This is a genomic window from Chryseobacterium sp. 7, assembly GCF_003663845.1.
Classification (GTDB): domain Bacteria; phylum Bacteroidota; class Bacteroidia; order Flavobacteriales; family Weeksellaceae; genus Chryseobacterium.
The window spans coordinates 2,013,735-2,039,526 of sequence record NZ_RCCA01000001.1 but is presented as its reverse complement, the minus strand read 5'-3'; the positions used below and the strand labels follow the sequence as shown (position 1 = coordinate 2,039,526).

At 36.2% G+C, this 25,792-nt stretch carries 25 protein-coding genes; 19 read left to right on the top strand and 6 right to left on the bottom strand.

Annotated features, from left to right (window positions below; genetic code table 11):
• The first annotated feature begins 39 nt into the window (after positions 1-39).
• Together CLU97_RS09345 and CLU97_RS09340 are read left to right on the top strand one after the other, a co-directional pair.
• Entirely contained in the window at positions 40-1,497 is a 1,458-nt protein-coding gene (locus CLU97_RS09345) for an LptF/LptG family permease (protein ID WP_121487682.1), read from the top strand.
• 124 nt (positions 1,498-1,621) lie between these two features.
• Positions 1,622-2,413: a hypothetical protein gene (locus CLU97_RS09340; protein WP_121487681.1), complete on the top strand. Its 792-nt coding sequence runs from the start codon at positions 1,622-1,624 to the stop codon at positions 2,411-2,413.
• Between the two features lie 41 nt (positions 2,414-2,454).
• Here the strand turns inward: CLU97_RS09340 and CLU97_RS09335 are convergent, their stop codons facing one another.
• Together CLU97_RS09335 and frr are read right to left on the bottom strand one after the other, a co-directional pair.
• A complete protein-coding gene (locus CLU97_RS09335) occupies positions 2,455-3,516 on the bottom strand; it encodes a 3-oxoacyl-ACP synthase III family protein (RefSeq protein WP_121487680.1) in 1,062 nt (353 codons plus the stop codon).
• Between the two features lie 188 nt (positions 3,517-3,704).
• The gene (gene frr / locus CLU97_RS09330) at positions 3,705-4,259 is read right to left on the bottom strand and encodes a ribosome recycling factor (RefSeq protein WP_121487679.1); all 555 of its coding nucleotides are present in this window, start codon (positions 4,257-4,259) and stop codon (positions 3,705-3,707) included.
• 441 nt (positions 4,260-4,700) lie between these two features.
• Between frr and CLU97_RS09325 the strand changes: the two genes are divergently transcribed.
• Complete coding sequence (locus CLU97_RS09325) at positions 4,701-6,053, top strand: lipase family protein (RefSeq protein ID WP_121487678.1); 1,353 nt, start codon at positions 4,701-4,703, stop codon at positions 6,051-6,053.
• Between the two features lie 82 nt (positions 6,054-6,135).
• On the opposite strand, the gene pyrH is transcribed toward CLU97_RS09325, so the two are convergent.
• Positions 6,136-6,843, bottom strand: a complete 708-nt coding sequence (gene pyrH / locus CLU97_RS09320; protein ID WP_105703767.1) for a UMP kinase — start codon at positions 6,841-6,843, stop codon at positions 6,136-6,138.
• A gap of 167 nt (positions 6,844-7,010) precedes the next feature.
• Between pyrH and porQ the strand changes: the two genes are divergently transcribed.
• The 5 genes from porQ (at position 7,011) to CLU97_RS09295 (ending at position 10,101) form a co-directional block, all read left to right on the top strand.
• Entirely contained in the window at positions 7,011-8,003 is a 993-nt protein-coding gene (porQ, locus tag CLU97_RS09315; protein WP_121487677.1) for a type IX secretion system protein PorQ, read from the top strand.
• An 84-nt stretch (positions 8,004-8,087) separates the two neighbouring features.
• On the top strand, positions 8,088-8,762 hold the full coding sequence (cmk, locus tag CLU97_RS09310; protein WP_121487676.1) for a (d)CMP kinase: 675 nt from the start codon (positions 8,088-8,090) through the stop codon (positions 8,760-8,762).
• Positions 8,763-8,857: 95 nt separating this feature from the next.
• Positions 8,858-9,208 carry a YtxH domain-containing protein gene (locus CLU97_RS09305; RefSeq protein WP_034694334.1) on the top strand — a complete coding sequence of 117 codons (351 nt, stop codon included), beginning with the start codon at positions 8,858-8,860 and terminating at the stop codon, positions 9,206-9,208.
• Between the two features lie 80 nt (positions 9,209-9,288).
• Entirely contained in the window at positions 9,289-9,597 is a 309-nt protein-coding gene (locus CLU97_RS09300; protein ID WP_047496002.1) for a phage holin family protein, read from the top strand.
• A gap of 3 nt (positions 9,598-9,600) precedes the next feature.
• On the top strand, positions 9,601-10,101 hold the full coding sequence (locus tag CLU97_RS09295; RefSeq protein ID WP_121487675.1) for a phosphoribosyl-ATP pyrophosphatase: 501 nt from the start codon (positions 9,601-9,603) through the stop codon (positions 10,099-10,101).
• Between the two features lie 78 nt (positions 10,102-10,179).
• Here CLU97_RS09295 and CLU97_RS09290 read toward each other — a convergent pair whose 3' ends face one another.
• Entirely contained in the window at positions 10,180-10,905 is a 726-nt protein-coding gene (locus CLU97_RS09290; protein WP_121487674.1) for a TrmH family RNA methyltransferase, read from the bottom strand.
• On the opposite strand from CLU97_RS09290, the gene CLU97_RS09285 reads away from it, so the two are divergent.
• The gene (locus CLU97_RS09285; protein WP_121487673.1) at positions 10,891-13,500 is read left to right on the top strand and encodes a BamA/TamA family outer membrane protein; all 2,610 of its coding nucleotides are present in this window, start codon (positions 10,891-10,893) and stop codon (positions 13,498-13,500) included. The two genes, CLU97_RS09290 and CLU97_RS09285, sit on opposite strands and share 15 nt — an antisense overlap.
• On the opposite strand, the gene CLU97_RS09280 is transcribed toward CLU97_RS09285, so the two are convergent.
• The gene (locus CLU97_RS09280; RefSeq protein WP_410493421.1) at positions 13,497-14,054 is read right to left on the bottom strand and encodes a vancomycin high temperature exclusion protein; all 558 of its coding nucleotides are present in this window, start codon (positions 14,052-14,054) and stop codon (positions 13,497-13,499) included. The two genes, CLU97_RS09285 and CLU97_RS09280, sit on opposite strands and share 4 nt — an antisense overlap.
• A 56-nt stretch (positions 14,055-14,110) precedes the next feature.
• Positions 14,111-15,235, bottom strand: a complete 1,125-nt coding sequence (locus tag CLU97_RS09275; protein WP_121487672.1) for a ferredoxin--NADP reductase — start codon at positions 15,233-15,235, stop codon at positions 14,111-14,113.
• Positions 15,236-15,268: 33 nt separating this feature from the next.
• Between CLU97_RS09275 and CLU97_RS09270 the strand changes: the two genes are divergently transcribed.
• The 10 genes from CLU97_RS09270 to CLU97_RS09225 all read left to right on the top strand — a co-directional run bounded on the left by CLU97_RS09270 (position 15,269) and on the right by CLU97_RS09225 (position 25,785).
• Positions 15,269-15,829, top strand: a complete 561-nt coding sequence (locus tag CLU97_RS09270) for a TlpA family protein disulfide reductase (protein WP_121487671.1) — start codon at positions 15,269-15,271, stop codon at positions 15,827-15,829.
• A 25-nt stretch (positions 15,830-15,854) separates the two neighbouring features.
• Positions 15,855-16,826 (top strand): iron ABC transporter permease, encoded by a 972-nt coding sequence (locus CLU97_RS09265; protein ID WP_183084544.1) that lies wholly within the window; start codon positions 15,855-15,857, stop codon positions 16,824-16,826.
• Positions 16,827-17,142: 316 nt separating this feature from the next.
• Complete coding sequence (locus CLU97_RS09260) at positions 17,143-17,520, top strand: GxxExxY protein (protein WP_121487669.1); 378 nt, start codon at positions 17,143-17,145, stop codon at positions 17,518-17,520.
• A gap of 89 nt (positions 17,521-17,609) precedes the next feature.
• On the top strand, positions 17,610-18,533 hold the full coding sequence (locus tag CLU97_RS09255) for an ABC transporter ATP-binding protein (protein WP_121487668.1): 924 nt from the start codon (positions 17,610-17,612) through the stop codon (positions 18,531-18,533).
• 165 nt (positions 18,534-18,698) lie between these two features.
• On the top strand, positions 18,699-19,151 hold the full coding sequence (locus tag CLU97_RS09250; protein WP_105703816.1) for a MarR family winged helix-turn-helix transcriptional regulator: 453 nt from the start codon (positions 18,699-18,701) through the stop codon (positions 19,149-19,151).
• 54 nt (positions 19,152-19,205) lie between these two features.
• Positions 19,206-21,599 carry a 3-hydroxyacyl-CoA dehydrogenase/enoyl-CoA hydratase family protein gene (locus CLU97_RS09245; RefSeq protein WP_121489691.1) on the top strand — a complete coding sequence of 798 codons (2,394 nt, stop codon included), beginning with the start codon at positions 19,206-19,208 and terminating at the stop codon, positions 21,597-21,599.
• Positions 21,600-21,681: 82 nt separating this feature from the next.
• The gene (gene tnpA / locus CLU97_RS09240) at positions 21,682-22,146 is read left to right on the top strand and encodes an IS200/IS605 family transposase (RefSeq protein WP_121487667.1); all 465 of its coding nucleotides are present in this window, start codon (positions 21,682-21,684) and stop codon (positions 22,144-22,146) included.
• 106 nt (positions 22,147-22,252) lie between these two features.
• On the top strand, positions 22,253-23,431 hold the full coding sequence (locus tag CLU97_RS09235) for a thiolase family protein (protein WP_121487666.1): 1,179 nt from the start codon (positions 22,253-22,255) through the stop codon (positions 23,429-23,431).
• A gap of 119 nt (positions 23,432-23,550) precedes the next feature.
• The gene (locus CLU97_RS09230; RefSeq protein ID WP_121487665.1) at positions 23,551-25,326 is read left to right on the top strand and encodes an acyl-CoA dehydrogenase family protein; all 1,776 of its coding nucleotides are present in this window, start codon (positions 23,551-23,553) and stop codon (positions 25,324-25,326) included.
• 147 nt (positions 25,327-25,473) lie between these two features.
• Positions 25,474-25,785 carry a hypothetical protein gene (locus CLU97_RS09225; RefSeq protein ID WP_121487664.1) on the top strand — a complete coding sequence of 104 codons (312 nt, stop codon included), beginning with the start codon at positions 25,474-25,476 and terminating at the stop codon, positions 25,783-25,785.
• The last annotated feature ends 7 nt before the right edge of the window (positions 25,786-25,792 follow it).

Here is a 25,792-nt window from a genome sequence, read left to right as displayed (position 1 = left end):
CACAAGTAAACTTTGTGGCTTTTTGATTAATTTTGGCGCATGTTAAAAATACTAGACCGATATATCATAAAAACCTTCTTTGGACCGTTTTTCTTTATATTCAGCGTATTGTTTTTCATTTTTATTGTAAACATTATCTGGGTTCAGTTAGGACAGTTTATGGGAAAAGGATTAAGCTATTGGCAAATCCTTAAACTTCTATTTTATCTTGGGGTAAACGTCATCAGTATGGTTCTCCCGCTTACAATTCTTCTGGCAAGCATCATGTCATTCGGGGAATTTGGGGAACGCTATGAGCTGGCGGCAATGAAAGCGGCAGGAATTCCTTTGACCAGAGTGATGACTCCCCTGTTGGGAATTTCAACGGCACTTGCCATCATGCTGTTTTTCTTTTCCAACAATATTATCCCGGATTTTCAGAAAAAGGCGAAAAACATGCTTTTCAATATTGCCCAGACCAAACCGGCTATCAACTTTACTCCGGGACAGTTTATTGATCAGATTCCTGGCTATATGGTGAAGTTTGATAAGATATATGGTGAAAACGGAGAAAATATTGAAGGAGTTTTTGTACACAAGAAAGCCAATGCTTACGAAAACCAGCAATCTGTAGTAGCAGAAAAAGGAAAATTTGTTCCTGCTGTTAATAAAAACTTCCTGAAGCTTGTTTTGTATAACGGATATGTATTCGAAGATGCTTTCGCCGGAAAAGGTGACAATGTAAGACAAAAACAACCTGATCAGGCTATTAAGTTTGACACATTGGTTTCCCATTTCGATATCAGTGAGATCATTAATAAAGCGATCGAAAAAGAACAGATCACAGACGACTACCGTTTCCAGACTTATAATCAGCTTAACGAAACGGTAAGCAAAAGTAAAAAAGACAATAAACAGTTTTTTGATAATATCGGATCTGAGGTTCTTAACCAGACCAATTCTGTGGTTACTTATATGGATAAAGGCAACAAACATAAAGTGGCTCCAAAAACCCAGATTAAACTGGACACCGTAAAAGGTGATAAAAAGCTTGATATCATCTACAACTCTTATAACAGATTAGATAATTTGAAGTCTACGCTGGAATCTAAAAAGAATGAATACAGTTCCAATGTAAAATATTTCAGCAAAGTAGTGATCTACCAGCAGAGGATCATAGCGTATTCGGTGACCTGTATTATCTTCTTCCTTATTGGTGCCAGTTTGGGTTCCATCATCAGAAAAGGAGGAATGGGACTTCCTGTCATCATCGCTATTGTTATTTTCATTGTCTTTTATGTAATGAATGTAGGAGTAGAAAACCTTTCTTGGAGCGGAAAAATGAATCCTTATCTGGCAGCCTGGCTTCCTAACCTGATTCTTCTTCCATTCGGAGTATGGATGACGTATAAAGCTCTTACAGACTCTCAATTGTTTGATGCAGAGAAATACAAAGCACTATTCAAACCGATTACCAAAAGGTTTGCAAAAAATAAAGAACATCAGAGGTATCAATAATTCTGATTTAAAAATAAAAAGCTCCGGAAAAATTCGGAGCTTTTTTGTGGATTGAGGTAAAATATTTTGTTTTATACTATTTTGAATTTAAAAAATTATATTTGCTGAAGTTTAAAATAAAACCATGAAGAAATTACTACTTATTGGCCTGTTCGGCCTTCTGTCTCTGAATGCCTATGCCCAGGATCAGGATGACAACGGAACGTATAACGGCGAAAAATACGGCTACATTATTGACAAATCCGGAAAGAAAATTGAAGGTGTTGTACAATTGCACGGAGGATATTCCAGTCCATGGCAAAATCAGCTAAAGGTAAAATTTGCAGCCATTGCAGATATTGATAAAGCAAAGAATAGGATTAAATTCAAAACCTATGATACAGACGATATTAAAGAATATATGCTTTATCAGGGTGATACTCCAAGAATCTTTAAATCTGTAAAATATTCGAATATGAGAGAAGCTTTAAACAGCTCTGAGAGTTCTACAGGACTGGCAGCAGGTTTTAAGGCAATTAACAATCTTTCAAGAACGGAACAGTTTGCAGAAGTAGTGGTAGAAGGGAAAGTAACCGTTTATAAGCTTTATGGTTATCCTACTGCTCTTTCAGCTAACAGTACCCAGGCTATTTCCCAGGCGGAAACAGACCGGTTAAGAGAAAACCCGAATTATATTTTTTCTAAAAAAGGAGGTAAAGTAGAAGAACTGACTCCGGCAAAAGCAAAAATCATTCTTGCAGACTGTCCTTATGTAAAATCAAAAATTGTAAAAGGGGAATATGGATCTCTTAAAAATGAAGAAAAGAAAAGGTCAGGTTTTGGGAAATTTATCCGTGATGAAATCAGCAATGCCACGGTAGATAAACTTTCTATCATCAATGAAGTGGTCTACGATTATAATGAGAATTGTAAATAAAATACATAAAAAAGGTTTCCCTCTGGAAACCTTTTTTATTTTTAAAACTGATACACAAAAGCATTAATATTCATCCCGGCACCTACGGAAGCAAAAAGTACGATATCGCCTTTCTGAATCTTATGATGTTCCAGCTCATCCTGCAAAATCATTGTGAGCAAAGACGGAATGGTAGCTACGCTGCTGTTTCCAAGTTTATGAATCACCATAGGCATTATATTTTCGGGAGTTGGCATATCATACAGTTGATAAAATCTGTTAACAATAGCTTCATCCATTTTTTCATTAGCCTGATGAATGATAATTTTATTCAATTGATTAATGGAATAGCCGCTGTTATCCAAGCATTTTTTCATGGCATCAGGAACATTTACCAAAGCAAATTCATAGATCTTTCTGCCATCCATTTTGATGTATCTTGTATCCTGACATCCTTCATTGTTATAGGACTTTCCGAAATACAGATAGTCTTTCTCTTCAAGGGTGTAGGATGCAGATAAATGAGCCTTTATTCCGGCATCGTCATCATTATTTAGTTCCAAAACTGCAGCTCCGGCTCCATCAGCATAAATCATACTGTCTCTGTCATGGATATCTACCACACGCGAAAGCGTTTCTGCTCCAATAACAAGACAACGTTTCGCCATCCCTGACTTAATAAATGCATGTGCCTGTATCACTCCTTCAATCCATCCCGGACATCCAAATAAAACATCATAGGCAACACAAAAATTATTTTTGATCCCCAATACATGTTTTACTCTTGCTGCAAGACTGGGTACCGTATCAGACTGAACTGTCCCGAAACGGACATCTCCAAAATTATGGGCAAATATAATATAGTCTAATGTTTCAGGATCTATGCCTGCATTTTTTATTGCGGAGCGGGCTGCGATTACGCCCAGATCCGAAGTAACCTCTGTACTATGCGCATACCTTCTTTCTTCAATCCCTGTGATCTTTTTTAATTTATCTGTAATAGAAGCATTATTTTCTTTTAATAATACGCCCTGTTCATTAAGAAAAATATGTTGGTCAAAAAATAGATTGGTTATTGTTTCCGATGGGATGTAGTTACCTACCCCGATAATCTTTGTCATCACTTTAATGTTTAAGCTCTTTGTATTTTATATAAAAGTACAAGAATAGTTTTAATAATATAATAGGTGAACGTAAATATTTATCAATATAGTATGGAACAACCATGCATTGCATTATAAAGATTAAAAAATAAGATCACAAAAAAGAGGCTTCCACAGGAAACCTCTTCTGTATTTTTTCAAACTGAAAATTATACTTTCATAATTTCAGCCTCTTTTGTCTTAAGATGCTCATCACAAAGCTTCACATATTTATCTGTATAAGCCTGAATTTCTTCTTCCACTCCTTTTACAACATCTTCAGAAACTCCGTCCAGCTTTTTAAGTTCTTTCAAACCATCCTGTCTTGCATTTCTTACCGTTACTTTAGTGTTCTCAGCTTCTACTTTAGCCTGTTTCGCAAGCTCTTTTCTTCTTTCTTCTGTTAAAGGCGGAACATTAAGGATAATGTTTTCTCCATTATTAGAAGGAGCAAAACCTAAGTTGGAGTTGATGATTGCTTTTTCAATCGCGTTAATGGCAGTTCTGTCCCAAGGTTGAATAGAGATGGTCATTGCATCCGGAACAGAAACATTCGCAACCTGGTTGATAGGAGTCATTGCTCCATAGTATTCTACCATTACATCCTGAACCATTGCCGTAGAAGCACGTCCTGCTCTAATTCTTTGAAATGCGTGATCCAGGTGCTTTACAGCTGCATCCATGTCTTGTTTTACAGATTCTAATATAAGATCTAATTCTTCCATTATTATATTAAAGTTTGATAAATTACACATCTATTAATCATACTGAATATCAATTAATTAAGTTTTTAAAAAAACTTTTAAAATGGATATTTTATAATTGTTTTTTAAACTATTTTCTGTTATTCAGTGGTGCAAAAATAATGATTGTTTTCGAATAATAGGTATTTCCATAGATGGATTTTGTGTACTTGGTTTTGCTTCAAAAAAAAGAAGGTTATTTTTTAATGCATAAAAAGGCTTCAGGTACAAATACCTATCATTTATTTTGGTTATTTCTACTTAGTGTGATATCATTTTTAATAGCTTCCTTTACTCTATTCTTTTAAACGAAACTTTAGCAGATTTTTTTAATAGAATGCCAGGTATAATAAACGGGAAAGTCTTAGCGAAGACATTTCTTATTAATTGAAAATTTAAAACTAATTTTAAACCAATCACATCATGACAAATCCATCTTTAGATGCCTATCAACAAGTATTTGGTATGGCAGGTCTTGCTAACCGTGCAGGAGGCTACAACGGTTTTGGTATCCAATTACAGCAACAGCTTCAATATGATTTATCCTTTTATTTTAACAATGTTCCCCCGGTTAAAATAATGGATCAGAAAACACCTTCCACAGCTGATCCTTCAGTTGTATCGGAATTAGGAAGCTGGGATTTGGTCTGGGGACCTGCCCTGATCGAAGAAAAAAATGAAAAAGGAGTTCCTACAGGTGTTGCAGATAATGCATTATATGTCGTTAAGTCTAATGCTGTAGCATTTCCAGGAGGTCCTACATTGCCTACTTATGTTGTGGCCATTGCTGCTACCAATCCTTCCTCTCTTTACGATTGGGAAACAGAAGATTTCTCAGTTGCAGAAGTCGTAAACTGGACAACTTATAACCCTTCGAATTTTGCTCCATCACCTTATAATGGTACTGATCCTTATATTTCAAAAGGTACTGCTACCGGTATAAGTATCCTTCTGGGATTGATAAGCCCTAATAATGCTGCTTCACCCAATACTACACTTCAGCAGTTCCTTGCTGGTTTAAATCCAGACCCGGGTACAGCCATCGTATTCTGTGGACACAGTCTTGCAGGCGCATTATCTCCTACTCTTGCTCTTTATTTGAAAGAAAATAAAGATCTAAATGCTTTCGGGGTAACGCTTGTATATCCTACAGCCGGACCAACACCGGGAGAAACAGCATTTGCCAATCTGTTCAATAGCAAATTTCCACCATTACCTCCAGGATGGCAGCAACAAACAGGTACTTACCAAAGCTGGAATACCATGCACTGGAATGATCTGGACGTTGTTCCTCATGCATGGCCGGTCTCAGAACTGGGGAAAATTGCAACTATATATGGTCAGGCTCCTACATTTATGACGGCCGGTTTATTAAACGCTTTACAAAAGATGGCAATCGATGATTCTTCAAAATCGGGGGCCAGCTATACACGAATACAAAACCAATCGCTTCCAGGTCAGCTCCAACACTCTAGTGGATCTGTCAGCATCAAAACACCTCCTGAGACTTTGCAGGACTATATATTCCAGTTATCAGTACAGCATGTGGGAATGTATAATGGTATTCCTGCAGCAGGGTCTAATCCACAAGTGAACGGTCTTATTTTGCCACAGCCATTACCAAAACCAGCTGTGAAACTGGTACCGGGAGTAACTGCTGTCACCGAATTGGAGATGATTTTGAAAATAATAGATCAGATCATTGGGTGGATTTCTTCCAATTATGTTTTGGTTGAAAAGGAAAACGTCACACAAAATGCTAGTGCAGATAAATAATTAAGATTAATGTTAAAACAAAAACACCTGTAACAGCAAATACTGTAACAGGTGTTTTGTATATTTTTTAGTCGTAAAATGATTATAAATTAACCAATGTACCTACATTTTCTCCGTCTATAATTTTCTCTAAATTCCCATCTTTATTCATATCGAATACAATGATTGGCAATTTATTTTCGTGGCTTAAAGTAAATGCTGTCATATCCATTACTTTAAGGTTTTTCTCGAATACTTCATCGAAAGATAATGAATTGTATTTCACGGCATCAGCGTTCTTTTCAGGATCACTGTCGTAGATTCCGTCTACTCTTGTTCCTTTTAGGATCACATCAGCTCCGATTTCGATTGCTCTTAGTGTAGCTGCTGTATCTGTAGTAAAATAAGGGTTTCCTGTACCGGCTCCGAAGATTACGACTCTTCCTTTTTCAAGGTGTCTTACCGCTCTTCTTTTGATGAAAGGTTCAGCCACTTTATCCATTTCGATAGCAGACTGAAGTCTTGTCTTGATTCCTGCATCTTCCAATGCTCCCTGTAGTGCCATACCATTAATTACAGTGGCAAGCATTCCCATATAATCACCCTGCACTCTGTCCATCCCTTTTGCAGCTCCTGCTACACCACGGAAGATATTTCCTCCTCCAATCACGATCGCTACTTCACAGCCTTTTTCAACTACTTTTTTGATCTCAGATGCATATTCCTGCAGTCTTTCAGTATCAATACCGTATTGTCTGTTTCCCATTAAGGCCTCACCGCTTAGCTTCAGAAGGATTCTTTTATATTTCATCTTTTATTTTTAGTAACTTTTTATTAGTAAGGGTTTCCCCAGAATTTGATTTTGCAAATATAATCATTAATGATATTGATAAAAGAAAAATATTTAAATAGAAATAATGTAAGAAATATTTTGAAAAGTACGAAAAAGGATTATTTTTGCATTAATTATAAATTGAATTGAAGAAAATTATCATTTTTTCATTATTTCTATCAGGAATTGTTTCTTATGCGCAAACAGGAACAAATGTATATCCGTTCTTAAATGTACCTGTATCTGCAAGACAGGCTGCTTTGGGTGGAGATGCAATTTCGGTGAGAGATTATGATGTTTCCTTTGCTATTGCAAACCCTTCCCTGTTAAATAAAGATTCTGACAAACAGCTTTCCGTAAACGCAACAGCTTATCTTGCAGATTCGAAATACGGTACTATTGCTTATGCCAAAGACTTTGAAAATGGCCATATGGCTACCATCAATGCCAGGTATATGAGCTATGGAAGTATTCCGAGAACGGATGAAAGCGGTTTTGAAAACGGAGAGTTCAAAGCTTCGGATGTAGCCATTGGTGCAGGCTATGCCTACCAGTTTGAGGAAGACTGGACAATTGGTGGAGGCATTAATTTCATTACCTCAAAAATTGATAATTACACTTCTTCCGCTATTTCAGGAACAGCGGGGATTACCTATCATAATAAAAAGAATAAAGAAGTGCTTTCTCTTGTGATGAGAAACTTTGGTTTCCAGCTGAAATCTTTTAACGGGACAAGGGAAAATCTTCCTTTCAGAGTAGATCTTGGATACACCAGAATTATTAAGAACTTCCCTCTTGCCATCACAATTACCGCACACGATCTCCAAAAGTTTGATATTTCTTCAGAAGAGAATCTGGACGGGCAAAAAGTAGGTGCCGGCAGAAAGATTGCAGACCACTTTTCATTGGGAGCAGAATTGTTTCCGGAAAAGAATTTCAATATCAGATTGGGCTATAATGTAAAAAGAGGAAATGAACTGGCTGTAGCAGATCAGAGAAACTTCTCGGGACTTTCTGCAGGATTTGGAGTAAAAGTTTCCAGATTCCGTATAGATTACGCCCACATAAGATATCACAACTCTTCGAATGTCAATCAGATAGGTATTTCTATGGATCTTTCCAGCCACAGAGGAGAATAATCTCTCCGGCTGAAATTTTTGTAATTATTCTTAAATTTTCTTACTTACTCTTGATTTTTAAGAAAAAATCTTGAAATTTGCAGTATGAAAAAACCTGTAATTGCTATTGATGGGTACTCGTCTACCGGAAAAAGTTCTATCTCTAAAATCATTGCTGATCAACTGGGACTTATTCATATGGACACAGGGGCTCTTTACAGAGGAGTTACCTGGTATGCACTGCAGCACTGCCTTAACACAAATGGCGAAATTGATCTGAATACATTATTCAATTCTTTTGACCAGATCAGACTCGAGTTCAAAAACAATGAAGGGACACTTATTCTCTTCCTAAACGACACCGATATCTCTAAAGAAATCCGTACCAATATTGTCTCTGACAACGTAAGTCTTGTGGCCAAACAGAAAGAAGTAAGAGATTTTTTACTGCAGTCACAGCGCACTTTGGCAGAAAAAGGAGGTGTAATTATGGATGGACGTGACATTGGGACAGTAGTTCTGCCAAATGCGGACTATAAATTCTTTCTTACTGCCAGCATAGACGAAAGAACCAACAGAAGATTTCTGGAACTGAAAGGACTGGGAATAGAAGCAGATAAAGATCAGGTAAAGCAAAATCTTATAGAACGTGACAAAATCGACAGTGAGCGTGAAATAGCCCCATTGAAGCAGGCTGACGATGCTATTGTGATTGATAATTCGGAATTAACCAAAGAGGAAACTATAGAACTTATTTTATCTCACATCAAAAAGATTTAACAATTTTTAATAGGCTTAAAGCCCCCTTTGGTATACAAATTGTAAGTTTTATTACTGTAAAAACTAATTTATTATTAATTATTAAAAAACTTAAAATGTCTAGAAAAGGAAATAATACAGCAGGTATATTGGCAGGACTTCTTGCAGGTGCTGCAGCAGGTGTAATCTTAGGAATGTTATACGCACCGGAAGAAGGTAAAGAAACCAGAAAAAAAATCAAAACTAAAGCAAATGATCTTAAAGATCAGGCTAAAAATAAATACGGAGAGGTTTCTGAAAAAGTAAAAGACCAATATGGCAATATTTCTTCTACTTTCAAAGAAACGGCAAGCAGCGTAGCACATACTGTGAAAGACGGATATGATAAATACAAAGATCAGATTGTTTCTAAAACTGCAGATTTGGCAAAAGATGTAGAAGCGGAACTGAATGATCTAAAAAAATAAGTAATTTATCTTTTTTAAGTAAATTACAGAAAGGAACTTTTGTGCAAAAGTTCCTTTTTTTGTAACTTTAAAAAAAAACAATGATAGAAACTATTAAAGAATATGCCTCCAAGAGAATAGATCTTCTGAAAATTGAAGCGACAGAAAAGTCGTCCCTTTCCGCTGGGCTCATCACTTACTTTGTAGTACTGCTTGTTGCTTTTGCTTTTTTTATTATCCTTTTCAATTTTGGAATTGCTTTTCTTATTGGCAAAGCACTGGATAATTACTCATACGGATTCTTAATTGTGGCTGCATTTTATGCACTGGTAATGGCGTTTGTGATTGCCTTCAAAAATAAGATTGTGAATACTGTTGCAGATCAGGTTATTAAATTTTTAAATCATTAAACTATGGGCAGAAAATACGAGAGCATAGAAGAATTAAGAAGAAAGAAAAAACTGCTTCAGGGTGAAATAAGTGATCTTGAAAATCTTCTTACCTTCAAAAATACAAAAGAAAGCTTAAGTGCATTTACCAATGGTTTAAGTGATCAGTATCTTCAGGAAAAGATAGATGAAGACGGTGATGAAAAAGTAGTTCTGAGAAAGGATGTCATTGCCAAACAGCTTACTTCAGAGGTAAAAGACCTTCTGATTAGTAAAAACACAGCGGTAGGACTTGCCAGTTCTGCTTTCAAAGGCGGGAATATTACAGACAGTCTTGTAAAGCTGGGCGTTACGGCTATCGTAGGAAATTATGCCAAAAAGAATATGAAAAGCTCCAACTGGAAGAAAAAACTGATTGGCGCTGCATTAATCTATCTTGCTCCTATAGCATTGAAATATGTCAGAAAAAAGATGGAAGTATATCAGAAAAACAAAAGTGTTTCAAGTTTGGAACAATTGATCTAAAAATAAGATATTAGAAACCAGACGCTAGATTATTCAGTAATATTTTACAATAATTTATAACCTCTGGTTTCTAATTTTCTATTTTGAAAATAACTGTCCTAAAATAATCCCTGCAGCCATTGATACATTCAGGCTTTCTGTAGACTGGGATTTTCCAAACCTTGGAATGCTGATACTCTTCTGTAGAAGCGTCTCTGTTTCCGGCCTCATTCCGTTTCCTTCGTTTCCTAAAATAAGATTGATCTTTTCTGGTTTCTGAAAAGTATAGATGTTCTCCCCTTCCATATCTGTTCCGATATTTACATTTTCTGTTGCAGAAAGATATGCTGCAAGATCAGTATAAACCATATTTACTCTGGTGAAAGAACCCATTGTCGCCTGTATCACTTTCGGGTTGTAAACATCTACGGTATCTTCGCTGCAAATAATCTGCTCGATTCCGAACCAGTCTGCCAAACGTATAATGGTTCCCAAATTTCCGGGATCCTGTATCCCATCCAAAACCAGCTGTATATTCTTATCCTCCAGTTTTTCTTCTTCGACAAGATAACATACCGCTACAGAATCTTTTGGGGTTTTAAGAAAACTAATTTTTTTTAATTCATTTTCAGAGATATGGGTAATAGGAATATCAGTACGGTCCAATTTTTGTGGATCCGTTGACAATATTTCCTTAATTTTAATGTTAGAATTAAAAAGTTCACAAATGATTTTATTACCTTCAACCAAAAACAAATTGTATTTTTGTCTGAACTTCTTTTTATCTAAAGATTGTAAAACTTTTATTGTATGAGCTGTAAGCATTATAAGAATTCTCCTCAAAAATATTATAAAATTATCTCATTTGCAACATTTGTTGGTCTCCTTTATGCTTGTAGTACGACAAAAAAAGTTCCGGAAGGCGAATATCTGCTTACTAAGAACACTTTAGGGTTCGAGGATAAGAGAGAATTTTTCGATGAAGAACTGAAAGATTATATTCAGCAAAAGCCCAATAAAAAGCAATTTCTTTTCATGCCATTAAGTTTACTTCTGTATAACATGGCGGATACAAAATATGACACAATACTGAATGAGTATATGACGTATCCCGGTGAGATGAGAAATCAGAAACTGAGAGATTCTTTATTCCTTAAATATAATATGAAAAGCAGTGTTGGAAAAAGTCTGCTTTTTGATCGTTTATTGCATAATTGGGGCACAGCACCTGTCATTCTGGATCAGACAAGAAGTGAAAAAAGTGCTGAATCTATCAAGAAAAGACTTACCTACAGAGGATATTGGGATGCTGATGTGACCTTTAAGCATTCTCTGGATTCTGCTTCTAAAAAAGCGTCTGTAAGTTATTCCATCAAACATAACGAACCAACCCGTATTAAAGATTATTTTTACAATATTCCGGATCAGGGGATCAAAGGATATTACAGTTCTTTCTTAAATAAAAGTCTTGTGAGATCCGGGCAGATTCTTGACCAGACTGTTCTTGAAAGAGAGGTAACCAGAATTACCGAACAGATGAGGGAGTTTGGATTCTACAGGTTTAATGCATTGAATGATGAAGTGTATTTCGTGGCAGATTCTCTTAAAAGCAGAAAGCAGATTCCTTTAACGCTTGAAATTCATAAAGATTCTCTGGATACTCCTTATAAAATTGCTACTTTTGGAAATATTGATGTTGCCATTGTGGATGAACCCAGAGATTATCCTAAAAATACAAAGAAAGACAGCTTAAGAAGAATAAGATTCCATACGGTGAATGATAAATATAAAATCTCATCAATATGGAGAGCTATTATTCCGGACAGCAAAAAAGTATTTGACCAAAGCAAACTGGATGTTACCAAGAGAAATCTTTTGGCGATGAACAACTTTAGCATCGTTAAAGCAAGAGACTCTCTGAGACAAGGCGGAATTACTGCTCCTAACGACAGTATTGTGGATGTTTTATATGTACTGAAACCACTTCCTAAGTATGAATTTAAACTGGGAACAGATATCAATTATTCTCAGATCCTGAATCTGGGGATCTCTCCTTCAGTAGACCTTACTACCCGAAATGTTTTCAGAGGGGCAGAAAACCTTTCTACCAGCCTTTCAGGAACGTTTGGATCCATCAGAAGTACAAAAGATATTGATAAGAGAGTGGCTGCTTACGAAATATCCGCTCAGGCATCTTTGAATTTCCCAAGGTTGCTGCTTCCTATTAATTATTACAAATTAATTCCTAAAAGATATACCCCAACTTCTTCTATTTTGCTGGGAGCGTCTATACAGAACAATATCGGTTTGGGGAGACTTATTTTCAATACCGGATTAAATTATCAGGCCAGCGTAAATGATCAGGTATATCATAAGCTTACTTTATTCAACACCCAGGTCAGCTTAACTAAAAATAAAGATGCGTACTACGATTATTTTGTGAATGACGGAAAGGTAAAAGATGAAGTTTTCGGGAATTATTTTATGTTTAATCCGGAAACTCAGCAAACCGGGCAAGATTATAAAGACGGAAAACTTACCGTGGACGAAGTTTCCAAAAGGATTCTTCAGAATGAAAGTTATCAGGCCAGCCTTAATCAGCAGGGAAAAGATCTTTTAACGGCCTTCAGAGGAACTTTGGTTAATAAAGATAGACAGACACAGGACGTTCTAATTTCTTCCATGATTTACAACTTTGTATACAGCGAAATCGGGAAAAAAGAATATCCCAATGCATTTTACTTCAACGGGAAAGTTGAATTAGCCGGTAATATTCTAAGCTTATTCAACAAAAAAGATAATGGCGGTGGAGTTGTTACCAGTCCTCAAAAAACTATTTTCGGGTTACCTTATGCACAGTTTGTAAAGTTTGATATTGATGCCAGAAAATATTTCAAGTTTAATGGAAACCAAACCTTAGTGCTTCGTCAGTTTATCGGGGTTGGAATTCCGTATGGAAACTCTCAGGACATGCCGATTATCAAGTCTTATTTCAATGGAGGTTCTAATGATATCAGAGCTTGGGTTGCATTTGGAGGATTAGGTCCTGCAGATTCTCAGGTAGATGAAAGAGTGCGTACTTATATGACGGACAACTTAAAGCTTACCACCAATATTGAATACCGAATTCCATTCAACAAAACCTATGAAGGAGCTTTATTTACCGATATCGGAAACACATGGAGCCTTCGTAATTACAATGATGGATACGGAGATGAGTTTAAATTCAATAAATTCCTGAAACAGGTGGGAATTGGAAGTGGATTCGGATTAAGGCTAAATATTGCCTATGTAACGGCCAGAATTGACCTTGCTTACAAGATCTATGACCCGAATAAACCTGATGGAGACCGATGGAGATTCAAGTATTTCCAGCCATTCAAACCTACAGTTAATATCGCATTCGGATATCCTTTCTAATCTGGAGAAACGCCTAAAATAAAATACACTACAGCAATTACCCGGGCGAGGATTTCCCTCGTCTGGTTTCTGTAGAAGCTTTCCGGCTTCGAGACATCCTGTGCATCAAAACCTAATGCATTCATATCATTGTTTCTTGCAAAAAACAGCGCCCTCAGATTATGAAATCCCTGAGATACGATAATCACGTTTTTCTTTTTATAAACATCCTTGCAGCGAAGAATACTTTTATAGGTATTGAAGCCTTTCGGATCTTCCACAATAATATCTTCCGGAACCCCTTCCTGATTGATCAGATAGTTTTTCATAGCTGCCGGTTCATTGTAGCCTTTACTTTTCTCCCCGCTTACGATAATTTTCTTGATCTTTCCATGATGGTAAAGAAGGGCCGCAGCATCCATTCTTTTCGTGAAATAAGGATTAGATTTTCCGGATCTCATTTTAGGGGATGTTCCCAGAACCAAAGCGATTTCCCTGGGCGGAATTTTTGAGATTTTGGTATACGTTCTTCCGTTGGTAAGCCCAAAAACCCACACATTACAGAAGCATATCATCAGAATTCCCAATTCCAATGATATAAAACCCAGGTTAAATATGTTCCGTATAATTCTCAACTAAGATCAAAGTTAAGCTTTATTTTTTTACTTTTCACAATAGACATGCAAGCTAAAATATGTCCCTGTTCTTCTTCTTTTTCGGTAAGATATTCATTCTCCAGCAGTTCCACTTCCCCTTCTTCTAAAGAACATTCACAACTTCCACAAATCCCTGACTTACATGAATAAGGAACCGGAAATTTCTGAATAAGAAGCTGTTGCAACAATTTATCCTTATTATCAGCAAGCTGGGTAGTATATTTTTTTCCAAGCATGGTAAATTCCACCTCAATATTTTCAATCAAAGGAAATTCTTTTTCTACAGGATAAATATCATCATTAAATTCTTCAAAAAGCTCAAAATGAATATTCTTTTTCGGAATTCCATGGTGATAGCAGGCATTAGCTAATGTTTTAATCATTTCCCCTTTTCCACAGATCAGCACTTCATCTACTGCATCCCAAATGGTAGATTCTTCGTCTGTATCATCCAAATGAAGGATCTGATTGATGATGAGAGCCAGTTTCTTTTCATCCAGCCTCCCATAAAAAAACTGGTCTGCTGTTTTTTCCCTTGAAAAAAAATAAAATATCTGAAGTCTGTCACCACAGGTTCTGGCAAGATTATCCAGCTGATCACGATAAACAAGCTCATCTGAGCTTTTATTCCCAAAGAATAAAAACAGCCGCGTTCTTGGTTCGTTATGAAGAATATTTTTAAAGTGACTTAAAATAGGAGTAATCCCTATACCGGCAGCAAAGGCCACAATGGTCCTGAATTCGCTGGGTTTTGATACAATGGTAAATCTTCCTGCGGGCTCACTCACCCACAGCATATCGCCTTCATTATAGTTATGAAATAACTGCGAAGTCGCGCCATCAGGAGAATTAACCTTTATCCCCAAACATATTTTTTCCTCATAAGGAGCCGAAGTCATTGAATAATCATTAATAACCTCTTTTCCATGTGATTGAAATCGTATACTGACGAACTGCCCTGCTTCAAACTTGAAATTTTCCTTTACATTCTCAGGAATTTCAAACTCCAGAGAAAAAGTATTTTTGGTCAGCTCTTCCTTTTTCGCTATTTTTAACGGATGAAACTGTATCAGTTTCCCTTTATAGATTTGTTGTTCCATAACTTCAATTCAAAAATAGATAAAAAATAATTTATGAAGAAGATAATTTTATCCACGTTACTTCTTACTGCACTGTACAGCTGTAAAAAAGAAGGTCAGAAAACTGAAAATACAGCAGGTGCGAACTCTGTTTCTGTATCTCAAACTACAGATTCGGAAGGAAGTACGGCTCTTCCTAAAGAACTTTCTCCTGAAAGTGTAAGTCAGCATTTAGCAAAAAATAATGATACTCTATACGTAACTAATTTTTTTGCAACCTGGTGTGGGCCATGTATGAAAGAAATTCCAAGTTTTAAAAGTAAAATGGAGGAATTGAAGGGGAAACCTGTAAAATTCACTTTCGTAAACCTTGATGATAAGGCAGAATGGGCTGGTGCTGTGAAAAATTTTGCTACAGAAAATAAACTGGGAGGAAACATTATTTTACTGGACGGACAAAAATTAGATCAAAACTTCTTCCATCATAATTTCAAACAATGGGACGGTGGTTCTATTCCTTTCACTTTCATGAGAAAAGGAGATAAAACTGATGAGTATCTGGGAATGATGACGGAAGATGTATTGAATTCAAAAATCGATTCTTTCTTAAAATAAAAATAGACTGAACTCTTTCTGAATCATGTCAAAAAGATTTAAAATCCTGTGTTTGTTATTTGTGATTGCCATTCTTGTAAGCGCTGTCATTAATCTGAACACAGGATTTTTAAGTTTAAGCTTCCAGGATTTCTTTCAGGAGTCTGCTCATAGCCAGATTGCCGAAATCCGTATTAACAGGGTTCTGGTCATGATGCTGGCTGGAATTTCAATTCCCACTTCAGGTTTTCTGATGCAGGAATATTTCCAAAATCCGCTGGCAGGACCTGATATACTGGGAATTACTTCAGTTGCCAGTCTGTCGGTTGCCTTTTATATTTTCTTTTCTCACCATATTTTACTCCCTGAATTTTTACAGAACAGCTTCCTTAGCCTATCGGCCATTGGAGGAAGTTTGCTGTTAATGTTGATACTACTGTCCATGTCGAATAGATTTCAGGACAAATCCTATCTTATTATTTTCGGATTCCTGGTATCTGCTTTTGCCGGTGCCATTGTATCTCTTCTTCAGTTTTATGCAGAAAATCAAAGCCTGAAAAACTATATTTTATGGTCTTTCGGAGCGAATAATATGGTGACGAGAAACCAGATTTATGTGCTCTTTATCTTAGTCTCAATTGGTATGTTTATCTGTTTCAAAGCTATAAAACCACTTATTGGAAACTCACTGGGTAATTCCTATGCTCAAAGTTTAGGTGTTAACCTGAAACAGTTAAAGCTTTTAATCATTGTTGCATCTTCTCTCCTATCAGCGTCTGTTACGGCATTTTTAGGCCCTATTTTATTTATCGGAATTATTGTTCCTCACTTCTGCAGACTCGTTTATAATCCTTCAAAATTATGGCAGCAATGGATTCTTAATATGTTTCTGGGAATACTGATCATGTTATTCTTCTCTATAATTGCTGAGAAAACACAGATCCCTTTGAATGTAATCAGTTCTGTATTCGGTATTCCTGTGATTCTGATGATGCTTTTGAAGCAGAATAGAGTTTAGATTTTTTTGTTGGAAACACAAAGGCGCAAGAAACTTTTAAAATCTACATATTTTTAAGACGCAAAGATTTTATCTCCGATAAAATTGAGTACTGCATATTTTAAATATTCTAAACAAAAAATATCCCCAACCCCTTGCTGAAAATCTTCGATTTTCTCGCACCTTAAAATATACCTAACAGATTAAAAGCCTTTGCGCCTTCGCGTTTATCCAACATTTCGCATCAATAGGTATAGATTTACTACGTTTTAAAATGTACATCATTAATAATAGTTAAGCAACTATTCATATATTTAAACTCAATAAAACACAACAAATGACAGAAAATGAATTATCAAAAGTAGTTTTTGAAACCGGTTTAAAAATTCATAAAAAGCTTGGAGCAGGATTATTTGAACATGTATATGAAGAATGTATGTTCTATGAACTAACAAAATCCGGTATTCATGTAGAAAAACAAAAATTACTTCCGATTGTTTATGAAGATTTGAGAATAGAAAATGCTTTCAGACTTGATATGATAATTGAAAACAAGGTAATACTGGAAATAAAAGCAGTTGATTACATTAGCCCCACTCATAAAGCTCAATTACTAACCTATTTAAAAATGTCAAACTGCAAATTAGGTATGCTGCTCAACTTTCAATCTGATGTTTTCAAAAACGGAGTAATAAGAATTGTAAACAATTTATAGGATAAAAATTTAAAAAAGTCAGATTCCCTGAGCCTTAAAACCTTATTTTTGTAAAAAATTTTACGCCTTTGCGTATAACCAATAAAAACATGCACCTACAGATTAAACAATCAGATATTGGCTACAACACAACTTTAATTTCCAATGCTAGCGCAGATTTGAAGCTTGGGGATGTTTGTCTGCTGATTGGTAATAACGGTGTAGGAAAAACAACATTAATCAAATCTATTCTGCATCAAACCTCTTTATTAAAAGGAGAAATCGCCATTAATGGAAAAAATGTAAAAGATCTGTCTGTAAAAGAAATCGCTGAGAATATTGCTATTGTCTTTTCCAAATCGGTTATCCCGCAGCATTATACGGTTGAGGATCTTATTTCTCTGGGAAAATACATCTACTACCCTTTTTATTTTGAGTTAAAAAAAGAAGACCGTGAAGAAGTTGCCCATATTATTGAGGAGCTCGGTCTTACTCAGTACAGATATACTCTTTTAAAAAACCTGTCAGACGGAAATCTTCAGAAAGCATTTATCGGGCGTGCTATTACTCAAAATTCACCTATCATTATTCTGGATGAGCCTACTACCCATCTGGATGAAAAAAATAAAATCATTATCCTTAAAACCTTAAGAAAGCTGGCTAAGGAGCAGAATAAACTTATCCTGTTTTCTTCCCACGACTGGCGACTGGCCAAAGAGTTTGCAGATAAAATATGGTATGTAAAGGAAAATCATCTGTATTCAGGGATTGTAGAGGACGTTTTGTTGCAGCATGATGAACTTACTAATGCTTCGTTATTTCAAATTAACGAAACCTTTATCCCACCTTTTATCTCAGCACCGCAATTTCACAAGGAAATGCTGTATTCTCTGCTTCAAAAAAACTTCCAAAAAGACCTGTCTGACCTCAATTTCGAGTTTCAGAACACTTTTTGGGTAATTACTAAAGATTCCACCACTTATCAATGTGAATCTTTTGAAGAAATCATCAATTTAGTCACAAACATTCATTAATACACGTTTTCTGTTGATTAATTCACATACTATGCATGCATAGTATTATGCTAATCATATAATTTAATTCGTTTATTTACAGCCTGTTAACAAAATTTAACGTTAATAAATATTATGCATGCATAATATTTATTAAATTTGGGTAAAACCATTGGCGCAAAAATGATGGATAATAATAAGGAAAAAATAGAAAACGTAGATTTAATTTTAAAGCAGACCTGGTTGGCTGTTTCTAAAATGTACACAGAATTAGCCCAGGAACATGATTCCACAGCGGTACAGGCACTAACTCTTCTAAAAATTGATCCCAAAGAAGGAACCCGAAGTACCAATCTTGGTCCGAAGATGGCTATTGAGCCCACTTCGTTAACGAGAATCATAAAACTTCTGGAAGATAACGGATATATCTATAAGGAAAAGACCACTACTGATAAAAGAGAGGTCATCATTAAACTTACAGATAAAGGATTAAACTCCAGAAACATGTCTAAGGAAGTCGTTGTGAACTTCAACAAAAAGGTAATGGAGAAAATAGCTCCGGAAAAACTGGAAGCTTTCAAAGACGTGATGACCGAAATCATGAAAATAGCCAACGAATTATTGAATAACAGAAAGTAAATTATGATGACACCTTCGGGTTCATATAATCTTTTAAAAAATAAAAATTTACATATGAAAAGAAGAATCAAACATGTAACGGTTCTTGGTTCAGGAATTATGGGAAGCGGTATCGCTGCTCACTTCGCCAATATTGGTGTGGAAGTATCACTCTTGGATATTGTTCCATTTGAACTTACTGAAGCTGAACAGAAAAAAGGTTTGACCAAAGATGACAAGGTAGTAAGAAACAGAATTGCTTCCGAAAACTTTGAAAAACTTAAAAAAGCAAGTCCTGCACTTCTTTATTCACCTAAGTTTGCAGACAGAATTACAATCGGAAATTTCGATGATGATTTGCCGAAAATAAAAAATACAGACTGGATCATTGAAGTAGTAGTAGAAAGACTTGATATCAAGAAGTCTGTATACGAAAAGATTGAACAGTTCAGAAAACCGGGTACCTTAATTTCTTCTAATACATCCGGTATTCCTATTCATTTTCTTACAGAAGGAAGAAGTGAGGATTTCAAAAAATACTTTGCAGGAACGCACTTCTTCAACCCGGTAAGATACCTTCCTCTTTTAGAGATTATCCCAACTAACGATACTGATCCTGAGATCATCGATTTCTATATGAATTATGGAGCAAAATTCTTAGGTAAAACTACTGTTTTAGCTAAAGATACTCCAGCTTTCATCGCTAACAGAATCGGTGTATTCTCTATGATGGATCTTCTTCACAACGTTCAGAAATTAGGACTTACCGTTTCTGATGTTGATAAATTAACAGGACCTGTAATCGGGCGTCCAAAATCTGCTACATTCAGAACAGCTGATGTGGTAGGTCTTGATACTTTGGTAATGGTAGCCAACGGAGTTCGTCAAAGCGGTGCTGAAGCGAATGATTTCAATGATGTATTTGCCCTCCCTCCTTATATCCAGAAAATGATGGATAATAAGTGGCTAGGTTCAAAAACCGAACAAGGTTTCTACAAAAAAGTGAAAAACGCAGAAGGAAAATCTGAAATTCACGGATTAAACCTTGATACTTTAGAATACGAACTTCAAGGAAAATCATCCTTCCCTACTTTAGAATTAACAAAATCTATTGATAAGCCAATTGACAGATTCAAAGTGCTGATCGGTGGAAAAGACAAAGCTGGTGAACTGTACAGAAAGTCTTTAGGAGCATTATTCGCTTATGTTTCTCACAAAGTTCCTGAAATTTCTGACGAAGTTTACAAAATAGACGACGCTATGAGAGCCGGTTTTGGATGGGAAAACGGACCATTTGAAATCTGGGATGCTGTAGGTGTTCAGAAAGGTATAGAACTGGCAAAAGATGCAGGATATGAAGTTTCAGACTGGGTGAAAAATGTAGAAACTTTCTACAAAGTTAACGACGAAGGTCAAAGCATTTATGTTGACAAAAATTCAGGAGAATACAACAAAATTCCTGGTCAGGATGCATTCATCATCTTAGATAATATCAGAAAAAATAAAACGCTTTGGAGCAATTCCGGTGCTGCTATTGAAGATTTAGGAGATGGTATCATCAACTTCGAAATCCGTTCAAAAATGAACTCTCTTGGAGGCGAAGTTCTTGACGGATTAAACAGAGCCATTGATTTAGCTGAAAAAGAATATGACGGACTAGTGGTTGGAAACCAGGGTGCTAATTTCTCTGTTGGAGCTAACCTTGCTATGATCCTTATGATGGCTATTGAGCAGGATTGGGATGATTTGAATATGGCTATCGCTTATTTCCAGAAATCAATGATGAGAGTACGTTACTCTTCTATTCCTGTAGTGGTTGCTCCTCACGGAATGACTTTAGGTGGAGGATGCGAAATGACCATGCATGCTGACAGAGTGGTTGCAGCAGCAGAAACATATATTGGATTGGTAGAAACCGGAGTGGGTGTAATCCCTGGTGGTGGTGGTACTAAAGAACTGACTTTAAGAACTTCCAGAGAATTCCACAATGATGATGTTAAAAATAACAGACTTCGTGATGCTTTCATGAACATCGCCATGGGTAAAGTAGCTACTTCCGCTTATGAGGCTTACGACATGGGAATCCTTGAAAAAGGGAAAGACATTGTTTCCGTAAGCAAAAACAGACAGATTGCTGAAGCTAAAAAAGTTGCAAAACTATTGGCAGAACAAGGATATACACAACCTATCGAGCAAAAAGTAAAAGTTCTTGGTAAAGATGCATTAGGAATGTTCTACGTAGGAACAGACCAGATGTTAACCGGAAACTTTATTTCTGCACACGATAAGAAAATTGCTGATAAACTGGCCAACGTAATGGTAGGCGGAAACTTATCTGAACCAACAGTAGTAACAGAACAGTATCTATTGAACCTTGAAAGAGAAACTTTCCTTCAGCTTTGCGGAGAAAGAAAAACTCTGGAAAGAATTCAGTATATGTTACAAAATGGTAAACCTTTGAGAAACTAATAGGAAGCTCCGTAGGAGCGAACTGTTAATAGCATGAATAATTTTAAAAATTGGAAAGCCTCGTAGAGGCGACCTGCTAATTATGGCCAATACCTACACTCAGATTTATATTCAAATTGTTTTCGCTGTAAAAGGAAGACAAAATCTGATTTCAAAAGAAAACAGAGAAGAATTACATCAGTTTATTACAGGTATTGTTTCCAATAGAAACCAAAAATTATTCGCAGTTTTTGCAATGCCGGACCATGTACATATTCTTGTAAGTATGAATCCGACACTTTCGGTTTCAGATTTAGTAAGAGATATTAAAGCGGGTTCTTCAAAATTCATTAATGAAAAAGGATGGATTAATGGAAAATTCAATTGGCAGGAAGGGTATGGAGCTTTTTCTTATTCTAAAAGCAGTGTTGATTCCGTTGTAAAATATATTTTAAATCAGGAAGAACATCATAAAAAGAAATCTTTTAGAGAAGAATATCTGGATTTTATGTCAAAGTTTGAGATAGAATACGATCCAAAATATTTATTTGAATGGATTAATGATTAACAGATCGCTCCTACGGAGCTCCACAAAAAGCAAAAACAAAGATCTATGAACAGTTTACACCTCTACGAGGCAAAAATTCTTAAAACAATTTAATTAAACAAAAAAAATGAAAACAGCATACATAGTAAAAGGGTTCAGAACTGCCGTTGGAAAAGCTCCAAAAGGAAGTTTAAGATTTACAAGACCTGATGTAATGGCGGCTACCGTTATTGAAAAATTAATGGCTGAGCTACCACAATTAGATAAAAACAGAATTGACGACCTTATCGTAGGAAATGCAATGCCAGAAGCTGAACAAGGGCTGAACGTTGCACGTCTGATCTCTTTGATGGGGTTAAATACCGATAAAGTTCCGGGAGTAACCGTGAACAGATACTGTGCTTCAGGAAGTGAAGCGATTGCTATTGCTTCTGCAAAAATCCAGGCTGGTATGGCAGACTGTATCATCGCGGGTGGTACTGAATCTATGTCATACATTCCGATGGGAGGTTATAAGCCAGTTCCTGAAACGGATATCGCAAAAACAAACCCTGATTACTATTGGGGAATGGGTTATACTGCGGAAGAAGTTGCAAAACAATATAATATTACAAGAGAAGAACAGGATCAGTTTGCTTTTGAATCTCATATGAAAGCTTTAAAAGCGAATCAGGAAGGAAAATTTGCCAACCAGATTGTTTCGATTCCTGTAGAATATAATTTTCTGGACGAAAACCAGAAAATGCAGACTAAAAAGTTTGATTTTTCAGTAGATGAAGGGCCTAGAGCAGATACTTCTTTAGCTGGTTTAGCAAAATTAAGACCTGTATTTGCCAACGGAGGAAGCGTAACTGCCGGAAACTCTTCTCAAATGAGTGATGGAGCAGCTTTCGTAATGGTAATGAGTGAGGAAATGGTAAAAGAATTAGGACTGGAGCCTGAAGCAAGATTAGTAGCTTATGCTGCTGCCGGATTAGAACCAAGAATCATGGGAATGGGTCCCATCTATGCTATTCCAAAAGCTTTGAAACAGGCAGGTTTAGAATTAAAAGATATTGACTTGATCGAGCTTAACGAAGCTTTCGCCTCTCAATCAGTGGCTATCAAGAAAGAATTAGGACTAAACCCTGATATCTTAAACGTAAACGGAGGAGCTATCGCTCTTGGGCACCCACTTGGATGTACAGGAACGAAACTTACTGTTCAACTTCTTGACGAAATGAGAAGACGCGGTAACAAATACGGAATGGTTTCTATGTGTGTAGGAACAGGACAAGGTGCGGCTTCTATTTTTGAGCTACTTTAAAAAATGTACTGATGTATTTACGTAAAATGTATTCATGAAATCCAAATTAAAATCATTAATACATTTTACATGAATACACCTATACAAAATGATTAATCGTTATAAAAACAAAATAATATATGGCTACATTAAAAGGAGGGGAATTCCTGATCAAACAGATTCCTGCAAACGAAATTTTCAGTATTGAAGAACTGAACGAGGAGCAAAAGATGCTTCGTGATTCTGCAAAAGAATTCATTGACAGAGAGGTCGTTCCTCAAAAAGAACGTTTTGAGAAGAAAGACTATGCATTTACTGAAGAGACAATGCGTAAATTAGGAGAAATGGGTATGCTGGGCATCGCAGTTCCTGAAGAATATGGAGGTCTTGGAATGGGCTTTGTAACAACAATGCTTGCCTGCGATTATATTTCCGGAACTACAGGTTCATTAGCGACTGCTTATGGAGCACACACGGGTATCGGTACGCTTCCAATCGTTCTTTACGGAACTGAAGAGCAGAAGAAAAAATACCTTCCGGATTTAGCGGCAGGAACAAAATTCGGAGCTTACTGTTTGACAGAGCCGGATGCTGGTTCTGATGCTAATTCAGGAAAAACAAAAGCAAAACTTTCCGAAGATGGAAAGCATTATATCATCAACGGACAGAAAATGTGGATCTCTAATGCAGGATTTGCAGATACCTTCACATTATTCGCTAAAATTGATGATGATAAAAATATAACAGGATTTGTCATCAACAGGTCTGAACTTGAAAATCCGGGAAGCTTAACTTTCGGTGAGGAAGAGCACAAATTGGGTATCCGTGCTTCTTCTACACGTCAGGTTTTCTTCAATGATATGAAGATTCCTGTAGAAAATCTTTTAGGAGAAAGAAACAATGGTTTCAAAATCGCTTTAAACGCATTGAACGTAGGCCGTATCAAATTGGCGGCAGCTTGTCTTGATGCACAGAGAAGAATTTTAAACCACTCTATCCAGTATTCTAACGAGAGAAAACAGTTTGGTGTTTCTATTGCAACTTTCGGAGCGATCAGAAAGAAAATTGCTGAAATGGCAACCGGAGTTTTCGTAAGTGAAGCAGGTTCTTACAGAGCAGCTAAAGACGTTCAGGATAAAATTGATGAACTGGTAGCAGCTGGATTAAGCCACCAGGAAGCAGAACTGAAAGGTGTTGAAGAATTCGCGGTAGAATGTTCAATCCTTAAAGTATTCGTTTCTGATCTTGCACAGCACACTGCAGACGAAGGAATTCAGGTATACGGAGGGATGGGATTCTCTGAAGATACTCCTATGGAAGCAGCATGGAGAGATTCAAGAATTTCAAGAATCTATGAAGGCACCAACGAAATCAACAGATTGCTAGCAGTAGGAATGCTTATTAAGAGAGCAATGAAAGGTGAATTAGATCTTTTATCTCCTGCAATGGCCATCAGCAAAGAATTGATGGGTATTCCTTCATTTGAAGTTCCTGATTATTCAGAATTCATGAGTGAGGAAAAAGCAATTATCGCTAACCTTAAGAAAGTTTTCTTAATGGTTTCCGGTGCTGCTCTTCAGAAATATATGATGGATATTGAAAAACAGCAGCATTTATTACTGAATGCTTCTGAAATCCTTAACCAGATCTACATGGCAGAATCTGCAGTACTAAGAGCAGAGAAACACTTCTCTCCTGAATCTGTAGAAGCAGCTATGGCTCAGCTGAACCTTTACAAAGCTGTTGAGAAAATCATCACTGCCGCTAAAGAAGGAATCATTTCTTTCGCTGAAGGAGATGAGCAGAGAATGATGCTTTCCGGATTAAGAAGATTTACAAAGTATACCAACCATCCAAATGTAGTAGCTTTAACTGAAAAAGTGGCAGCTCACTATATCGAAAAAGGAGCTTATTAGTCTTTAATAACATAAATTTGATTTAGCGTCTCAGTTTTTGAGACGCTTTTGTTTTTCCCGTGTTTATTGTCATGATCATTGAATTTCCTGATATTCAATGGTTTTATTCAAAAAAAAATATTATTTTTATTTTAAATTAAATAACACATGAAAATTATATTATTTCCCCTACTCCTTATCTCTGTCGCACTGACGGCTCAAAAAAAGGATCTTTTCAGATCGCTTATTAAAACAGATACTATAAAAAAACTGCAGACAGAAAAACTATCCGGATCGTTTGGTTTGAAAGAAGATCAGCAAAAAGGACTGTATAAAATGCTGATAAAAAAACCTGATGATACCCTTATCTATCTTGCCCTGAAAGAACCTTCAAAAGATCATTCACAATACAAAATTTTAAATGTCATTACCCCAGAGAAAATTCAGGCAGATCCTAAAAAACTAATACCATCCAAATAATCACAAA

Excerpts from the sequence above, each read along its gene's own strand:
- CLU97_RS09345 (WP_121487682.1), top strand. The coding sequence starts at position 40 with ATGTTAAAAATACTAGACCGATATATCATAAAAACCTTCTTTGGACCG.
- CLU97_RS09340 (WP_121487681.1), top strand. The coding sequence starts at position 1,622 with ATGAAGAAATTACTACTTATTGGCCTGTTCGGCCTTCTGTCTCTGAAT.
- frr (WP_121487679.1), bottom strand. The coding sequence starts at position 4,259 with ATGGAAGAATTAGATCTTATATTAGAATCTGTAAAACAAGACATGGAT.
- CLU97_RS09325 (WP_121487678.1), top strand. The coding sequence starts at position 4,701 with ATGACAAATCCATCTTTAGATGCCTATCAACAAGTATTTGGTATGGCA.
- pyrH (WP_105703767.1), bottom strand. The coding sequence starts at position 6,843 with ATGAAATATAAAAGAATCCTTCTGAAGCTAAGCGGTGAGGCCTTAATG.
- cmk (WP_121487676.1), top strand. The coding sequence starts at position 8,088 with ATGAAAAAACCTGTAATTGCTATTGATGGGTACTCGTCTACCGGAAAA.
- CLU97_RS09305 (WP_034694334.1), top strand. The coding sequence starts at position 8,858 with ATGTCTAGAAAAGGAAATAATACAGCAGGTATATTGGCAGGACTTCTT.
- CLU97_RS09300 (WP_047496002.1), top strand. The coding sequence starts at position 9,289 with ATGATAGAAACTATTAAAGAATATGCCTCCAAGAGAATAGATCTTCTG.
- CLU97_RS09295 (WP_121487675.1), top strand. The coding sequence starts at position 9,601 with ATGGGCAGAAAATACGAGAGCATAGAAGAATTAAGAAGAAAGAAAAAA.
- CLU97_RS09285 (WP_121487673.1), top strand. The coding sequence starts at position 10,891 with ATGAGCTGTAAGCATTATAAGAATTCTCCTCAAAAATATTATAAAATT.
- CLU97_RS09290 (WP_121487674.1), bottom strand. The coding sequence starts at position 10,905 with ATGCTTACAGCTCATACAATAAAAGTTTTACAATCTTTAGATAAAAAG.
- CLU97_RS09280 (WP_410493421.1), bottom strand. The coding sequence starts at position 14,054 with ATGATATGCTTCTGTAATGTGTGGGTTTTTGGGCTTACCAACGGAAGA.
- CLU97_RS09275 (WP_121487672.1), bottom strand. The coding sequence starts at position 15,235 with ATGGAACAACAAATCTATAAAGGGAAACTGATACAGTTTCATCCGTTA.
- CLU97_RS09270 (WP_121487671.1), top strand. The coding sequence starts at position 15,269 with ATGAAGAAGATAATTTTATCCACGTTACTTCTTACTGCACTGTACAGC.
- CLU97_RS09265 (WP_183084544.1), top strand. The coding sequence starts at position 15,855 with ATGTCAAAAAGATTTAAAATCCTGTGTTTGTTATTTGTGATTGCCATT.
- CLU97_RS09260 (WP_121487669.1), top strand. The coding sequence starts at position 17,143 with ATGACAGAAAATGAATTATCAAAAGTAGTTTTTGAAACCGGTTTAAAA.
- CLU97_RS09255 (WP_121487668.1), top strand. The coding sequence starts at position 17,610 with ATGCACCTACAGATTAAACAATCAGATATTGGCTACAACACAACTTTA.
- CLU97_RS09250 (WP_105703816.1), top strand. The coding sequence starts at position 18,699 with ATGGATAATAATAAGGAAAAAATAGAAAACGTAGATTTAATTTTAAAG.
- CLU97_RS09245 (WP_121489691.1), top strand. The coding sequence starts at position 19,206 with ATGAAAAGAAGAATCAAACATGTAACGGTTCTTGGTTCAGGAATTATG.
- tnpA (WP_121487667.1), top strand. The coding sequence starts at position 21,682 with ATGGCCAATACCTACACTCAGATTTATATTCAAATTGTTTTCGCTGTA.
- CLU97_RS09235 (WP_121487666.1), top strand. The coding sequence starts at position 22,253 with ATGAAAACAGCATACATAGTAAAAGGGTTCAGAACTGCCGTTGGAAAA.
- CLU97_RS09230 (WP_121487665.1), top strand. The coding sequence starts at position 23,551 with ATGGCTACATTAAAAGGAGGGGAATTCCTGATCAAACAGATTCCTGCA.
- CLU97_RS09225 (WP_121487664.1), top strand. The coding sequence starts at position 25,474 with ATGAAAATTATATTATTTCCCCTACTCCTTATCTCTGTCGCACTGACG.